Source organism: Streptomyces albospinus (assembly GCF_014648695.1).
GTDB lineage: Bacteria > Actinomycetota > Actinomycetes > Streptomycetales > Streptomycetaceae > Streptomyces > Streptomyces albospinus.
In genome coordinates this window covers 1-6143 of the sequence record NZ_BMRP01000047.1, presented here as the reverse complement: position 1 = coordinate 6143, position 6143 = coordinate 1, and the positions used below count along the sequence as shown (strand labels likewise).

Below are 6143 nucleotides of genomic sequence, written 5' to 3'. Positions count from 1 at the left end.
CGGTGCCCGCCGGCCGCGGCACCGGCTGCCCCTGGCGGCGGGCCTTCATCTCGCGCCCGTAGCGGCCGTTGGGCGGCAGCCAGGCGAGGACGATCGCCGCCGCCGCGGTGACCAGCGCGACCAGGGTCGTGGTGGTCACCGACGCCGGCTCGTAGTCGCGCCAGATGAGGAAATGCGGCAGCAATGCCGCAACCGCCGAAACCGTCGTCATGACCCGGGCCCAGGTGGCCCCCTCGCTCGTGCAGAGACCGAAGACCAGCAGGCAGAGCCCCAGCACGATCGCCAATACCGCGCGGGCCACCAGGGTTCCGTGCCGGTCGCCGACGAAAGCGTCCCAGAGGGGTCCGGACATCGCCTTGAAATCGGGCAGTTCATTCCCCGACGGCAGCCCCAGCAGGCTCGGGTCCTCCCTGATGGCATCCTTGATGTTCTGCTCGGCGAGCCCTCTGCCGCCTGCGAAAACGAGGATCGCACCGGCGAACGCGGCCAGTGCGGAGAGCACCGAGACCGCCATCAGCGCGGTGAGCGTGGCGGGCCGCCCGGGGCCGGCCTGGGAATGGCTCACGAACAGAACTCCTTTGGCGGAGAAGGTGGTTGACGGGATTGGTTCGACCATTCCACGGGTACCGCGAACACATCCAGCATTTTCCGGAAGAAATCCCCAGATAATCCCCGGTGTTCTCCGGATGGGTTTTCGCGTGCGGCTATGCTGCTCGTTCCTGAATTCGGGGGACGGGAAGGCGAGTAGGGGCGCATGGCCGTGCCAGGTCCGGAGCAGTACCCGACGGAGCTGCTGGATACGACGATGGACCAGTTGCGCACGCTGATCGTGGTGCACGAGGCGGGGACGGCGCTGGGGGCCGCCCGCCGGCTGGGCCGCGAGCAGTCCAGCGTGCAGAAGCAACTGGACACGATGAACCGCACCTTCGCCGCACTGTGCGGCGAGGAACTGGTGCTGAAGCAGGGGAGGGGACGGGACGCGCTGTTCACCGCGACCGGCGAGGCACTGGTCGAACTGGCGCGGCGCACGCTCGGCGAGTGGGCCGGGGGCGTCCATGACGCCCGCCGCCGGCTCGGCCGTACGCTCTCGGTCGGCACCACCCGCTACACCCTCGGCTTCCTCCTGGACGCCGTGGAGCACGTCAGCGAGGACAACGAACGCGAGGGCGTCGACCTGAAGGTCACCCACGTCCGCACCGGCGACCTGTTCACCAAGCTGCGCACCCAGGAGCTGGACCTGGTCTGCGGCAGCGTCGTGGTCACCGAGGGGGAGGAGGCCGAACTCCTCGCGCCCTACGAGGTGATGGAGTGGCGGCGCAGCGGCCTGTCGCTGCTGACGAACCTGCCGCCGGACCGGCTGCCCGGCGCCTCCTTCAGCGCCCGGGACCTGCCGCGGCTGCCGCTGGTGGTCTCCGCGGGCGGTCTGATCGGCCGCTTCCTGACGTCGTGGTACGGCAGCGACTACCGCCAGAAGCTCACCGTCGCGGCCGAGATAGAGGCCGCCCACTACGGTTTCGAGCTGCTGCGCTCGGGCGTGGTGAGCGGCGCGATGCTGGTCACCCGCGGCGTCGGGGAGGCGGCGGCGGACGGCCGGCTCCCGGAGGCCGGCGGGCTGCGCACGCTGGAGATCGTCGGGGAGGTCGGCCCCCGTACCGAGGTCCTGGTCGGCGTCTTCACCCGGCGCGGCGAGCGGGACGCCTATCCGCCGGACCACCCTCTCAACCGCCTCTGGGAGGCGCTCTCCTGGGAGAGTGAACGGTGGTGGCTGCGGCCCTGAACCGGTGGCGGCCGTGCCCGTGAGCCCCCGGGCACGGTCGCTCCGTACGGGATCCCCGCGAGGACCCCGTACGGGCCGCCGCTCAGCCCAGCAGCTCGCGTTCCCTGGTCTCCGGCAGCGCCAGGACGCACACCAGCGAGACGACCGCCATCGCGCTGACGTACCAGCCCACCGACGCGGAGCCGAACGCCGACTGGAGCCGGGTGGCGACCAGCGGGGCGACGGCACCGCCCAGCACCCCACCCAGGTTGTAGGCCAGCGACGCGCCCGAGTAGCGCACCGTCGTACCGAACAGCTCCGGCAGATAGGCGCCCATCGGACCGTAGACCACGCCCATGCAGAACAGCGCGCCCCCGATGCCCAGCGCGATCAGCAGCGGCTGCCGGGTGTCCAGCAGGGGGAAGAGCACCGGCCCCCAGACGACCGCGAGCCCGGCTCCGCCGAGGATCAGCTTGCGGCGCCCCGTCCCGTCCGAGCGGGTGGCCGCGAGCCAGGTGCCGGCCGCCAGGAACAGGCAGGCGACCAGGGACAGGCCGAGCATGGTGGTCCGGGAGACACCGAGGGCGCCGGTGGCGTACGCGAGGCAGTAGGTGGTGGCGGTGTAGAAGAGGCCATACGCGATGATCATGCCGCCGGCACCCAGCAGCAGCTCCCGCGGATGCCGCCGGAAGACGTCGACCGCCGGGACCTTGCTGGCCTCCTGGGCGTCCATCACCTTCGCGAAGACCGGCGTCTCGCTGATCTTCAGCCGGACGAACAGCCCCACCCCGACCAGCAGGAACGACAGCAGGAACGGCACCCGCCAGCCCCACGAGCGGAAGGCCGCGTCACTCATCGCCTCCGACAGCAGCCAGAACACCCCGGTCGCCGCGAAGAACCCCACGGACGGGCCGAGTTGGGGGAAGGCGGCATAGAGCCCGCGGCGGCTGCGCGGTGCGTGCTCGACCGCCAGCAGCGCGGCCCCGCCCCACTCGCCGCCCAGCCCGATGCCCTGGACGAAGCGCAGCAGGATCAGCAGCAGCGGCGCCCAGACACCCAGCGTGCCGTAACCCGGCAGCAGTCCGACGCACGCGGTGGACAGCCCCATCATCAGCAGCGAGGCGACCAGCACGGACTTCCGCCCGACCCGGTCGCCGAAGTGCCCGAAGACCACGGAGCCGAGCGGCCGGGCGGCGAACGCCACGGCGTAGGTGGAGAAGGACGCGAGGGTGGCGTTGACCGGGTCGAGCGTCGGGAAGAACGCCTGGTTGAGTACCAGGGCGGCGGCGGTGCCGTAGATGTAGAAGTCGTAGAACTCGATGGCGGTCCCGATGAACGAGGCCACGGCGACGCGCCGCAGGCTCTCGCTGCTCTCCGCGGACGGCGCGGCGGCCTGGTGTGAGGTTGTTTCGCTCTGCACGAGCCGCACTCTCACGCTCGTTGTACGGGGCAGTCAATAGCGGGCCCGGGCCGTCTCGGCCAGTGAGACCCGGCAGTTGACGGTTGACCGGGGAGGACGGGTGCCGGGGCGGGCCAGAGTCCCGTGACTGCCGTGGGCCGCCCGGGGCGGTCCGATGCCCGGACGGCAACCCGGAAGCGAAAGAGGGGGGTTAGCTCCACTGCGCCCGCGGTGCGGCCCGCGGGATGCTCGATCCACCTACCGCTGACGGGAAACGGGGCGAAGGTGAACGATCACGGTGCCGAGGAGGCGGAGTCGAGAGCCGAGGGGGCGGAGCCGCACGCGTCGCCCCCCTGACGCTCCCGCGGTCGGACGCGATGCGTGTGCAGGCCGGGCAGATCCGCCGCATCGAGCGGCATGTGCACGGCGGAGCCCGGGTGCGGTCGGCCGCCCTCGGCATTCCGCCGGATATTCAGGTCGCCGGTTCGCTGCCGGGACGGTTGCCGGAGCCGGTCGGGTCCACTCCGGCATGTTTTTGGCCATCGATTTCTTGACGGTAGGTCAGAAATTCGGGCGCCAGTGAATCTGGCCTTCCGGTCGGTTTTAATACCGCGGATTGCTTGAAGTGCGCGGTGGGAGGGGGTGTCGCGGGCGTGGCGCATTCTCGTCGGGTTTTCCGGCACGCCCGTCGAGAAAGGTCTCCCTTCAACTACCAATGCGTAGTTTACCCTTTACTGCTTGCGGGGCCCTGTGGCGTGAACTATGCTCCACTTGGGGGTCATTGACCAGGTTTGATGCCACTTCGCGGATTCCGGCGGGCGTCCCCATGGGTCAATTCAGTTCTGATTTTTCGCTCTGGGCGCCGTAGCGGCTGGCCCTGCTGCGGGGGGGAGTAACCACACCTATCTCGGTCTGTTCCGTGCAGCCGCACGGTGGACCGGCGGGGTGCGAGGATTCCCTGCCGATCCTTTCAGGCCACGTTCCGTGCCGCGCCATCGGTGTCGATACACATCGTCGCTCCTGGCGCGCGACCGCGCCGTGGAATTTCCCGCGGTGCTCCATGCCGAGCCGGCGCCCGCCGAGCGGGCGCTCCGACCGGTTCGGGTACTGCCGGATCCGGGGGCAACGGCCCCGGCAGGCAGGTATGAACGCGGTTCACCAGGTGTTTCTTCTGAACGGGGGAGTGAAGTGGCCGATATGGTCGCGCTTCATGTGGGTGGAAATGTCGAGATACCCGTAGCGATAGCGTTCCTTCCGGGGGCATCCGTCCTCTCGCTGCTGGCGGACGTGCTGGGGATCCCCCAGGGCGTACCGGTGACCCAGCGCCGACTGCTGCGGAAGGCATGCCCCGACTACGTGCTGGATGTGATGGGCCCCATCACCTCCGCGGGGTCCTTGCATATTCCCGATGTTCTCGCAGTGGCCGGAGACCTCAAGGGGGACGGCATGCGCGACGAGATCCGGGGAATCGCGGACACGCCGCCGGATTTCCTACTCGCCGAACTGGAGCGGACATTTGGCGGAGAAGTTCCGCCCGCATGGCGCAAAGCCGTCGACAATCCCGCCGACTTCGTCACCGCGTACGCGGGGCTGGCCAGTGCGGTATGGGATGCGGTCGCTCCCGTGTGGCGGCGGGCCAAGCCTCTGCTGGAACGGGAAGTCGGGCGGGTCGGCGTGGCCTCGGTCACCGGAACCATGGGGGATTTCCTCGCCAACCTGAGCCCGCGGATCGATTTCGCCGACGGCAATGTTCTGCTCCCGGATTCGGCAACTGGGCGCGAGGGGACCGCGATCCGCAAGCTGACCCTCATGCCGCTCGTCTCCGGTACCCGCGCCTGTGTCCTGCATACGGACGGGGACGGGCACGTCCATCTCGGCTATCCCATCGCCGGGCTGGCGCCACTCCTCCAGGGAGAGGCGGCGCGGGCGGAGACCGCCGCCGATGCGCTCGCCATGATGCTCGGCGAGCTGCGGGCCGACATCCTGCGGACCGGCAACCAACCCGTCTCCATGGGGAAGTTGGCCGATCTGCTGCACTGCACCGCCGGCACGGTGACGTACCACTGCCGGCAGCTCGAACAGGCCGGCCTCCTCTCCCGCGAGCGGCGGGGCCGGGAGGTCCGGATACTCCGTACGCTCCGAGGAGACGCACTGGTGGACGCCCTGTCATGACGACCCCGAAGAATCCGCAGGCACGCATCGTCGTCCTGGTCTCGGGAGGAGGCACGAATCTTCAGGCGCTGCTCGATGCCATCGCCGCCGACCCCGCCGGGTTCGGGGCGGAGGTCGTCGCGGTCGGCGCCGACCGGCCGGGCATCGCCGGTCTGGAGCGTGCACAGCGCGCCGGACTGCCGACCTTCGTGTGCCGGGTGAAGGATTTCGCCACTCGTGAGCAGTGGGACGCGGCGCTGGCCGAGGCGACGGCGGCACACCGGCCGGACCTCGTCGTGTCGGCCGGCTTCATGAAGATCGTGGGGAAGGCGTTTCTCGCCCGGCACGGCGGACGGTTCGTCAACACGCACCCCGCCCTGCTGCCCAGCTTCCCCGGCGCCCACGGCGTGCGCGACGCCCTCGCCCACGGCGTCCGGGTCACCGGCTGCACGGTCCACTTCGTCGACGACGGCGTGGACACCGGCCCGATCATTGCGCAGGGCGTGGTGCACGTACGGGACGAGGACGATGAAGCCGCGCTGCACGAGCGCATCAAGGAAGTCGAACGGGCGCTGCTCGTCGAGACCGTGGGGCGGCTCGCCCGGCACGGCTACCGTCTCGTGGGGCGCAAGGTGCTGATTCCCTGATTCCCTGATTCCCTGAACACGGCTGCGGCCGTGGTCCGTTGCCGCCAGGCACGGGCCACGGCCGCAGCCGTGTGTCAGGACCGGAGTCCCGGGATGGTGGTGTCGTGGGTGTGCTTCAGTTCGGTGAGGGGGATGCTGAACTGTCCCTGGATGTCGAGGGTTTGGCCGTCGATGACGCCGATGCGGGTGG

General features: G+C 69.9%; 5 protein-coding genes. 3 read left to right on the top strand and 2 right to left on the bottom strand.

The genetic code is table 11. From position 1 onward, the window contains the following. A partial coding sequence (locus tag IEZ17_RS35055) for a hypothetical protein (protein WP_189307391.1) occupies positions 1–565 on the bottom strand: 565 nt, incomplete at its 3' end. A 189-nt stretch (positions 566–754) separates the two neighbouring features. On the opposite strand from IEZ17_RS35055, the gene IEZ17_RS35050 reads away from it, so the two are divergent. Beyond that, positions 755–1777, top strand: a complete 1023-nt coding sequence (locus IEZ17_RS35050) for a LysR family transcriptional regulator (protein WP_189307389.1) — start codon at positions 755–757, stop codon at positions 1775–1777. Between the two features lie 82 nt (positions 1778–1859). Here IEZ17_RS35050 and IEZ17_RS35045 read toward each other — a convergent pair whose 3' ends face one another. Next, a complete protein-coding gene (locus IEZ17_RS35045) occupies positions 1860–3176 on the bottom strand; it encodes an MFS transporter (protein ID WP_189307387.1) in 1317 nt (438 codons plus the stop codon). Between the two features lie 1191 nt (positions 3177–4367). On the opposite strand from IEZ17_RS35045, the gene IEZ17_RS35040 reads away from it, so the two are divergent. Both IEZ17_RS35040 and purN read left to right on the top strand, forming a co-directional pair. Then, the gene (locus IEZ17_RS35040) at positions 4368–5327 is read left to right on the top strand and encodes a MarR family transcriptional regulator (RefSeq protein WP_189307385.1); all 960 of its coding nucleotides are present in this window, start codon (positions 4368–4370) and stop codon (positions 5325–5327) included. Beyond that, positions 5324–5953 carry a phosphoribosylglycinamide formyltransferase gene (gene purN / locus IEZ17_RS35035; RefSeq protein WP_189307383.1) on the top strand — a complete coding sequence of 210 codons (630 nt, stop codon included), beginning with the start codon at positions 5324–5326 and terminating at the stop codon, positions 5951–5953. Before IEZ17_RS35040 ends, purN begins: the two co-directional genes overlap by 4 nt. Positions 5954–6143 lie beyond the last annotated feature (190 nt).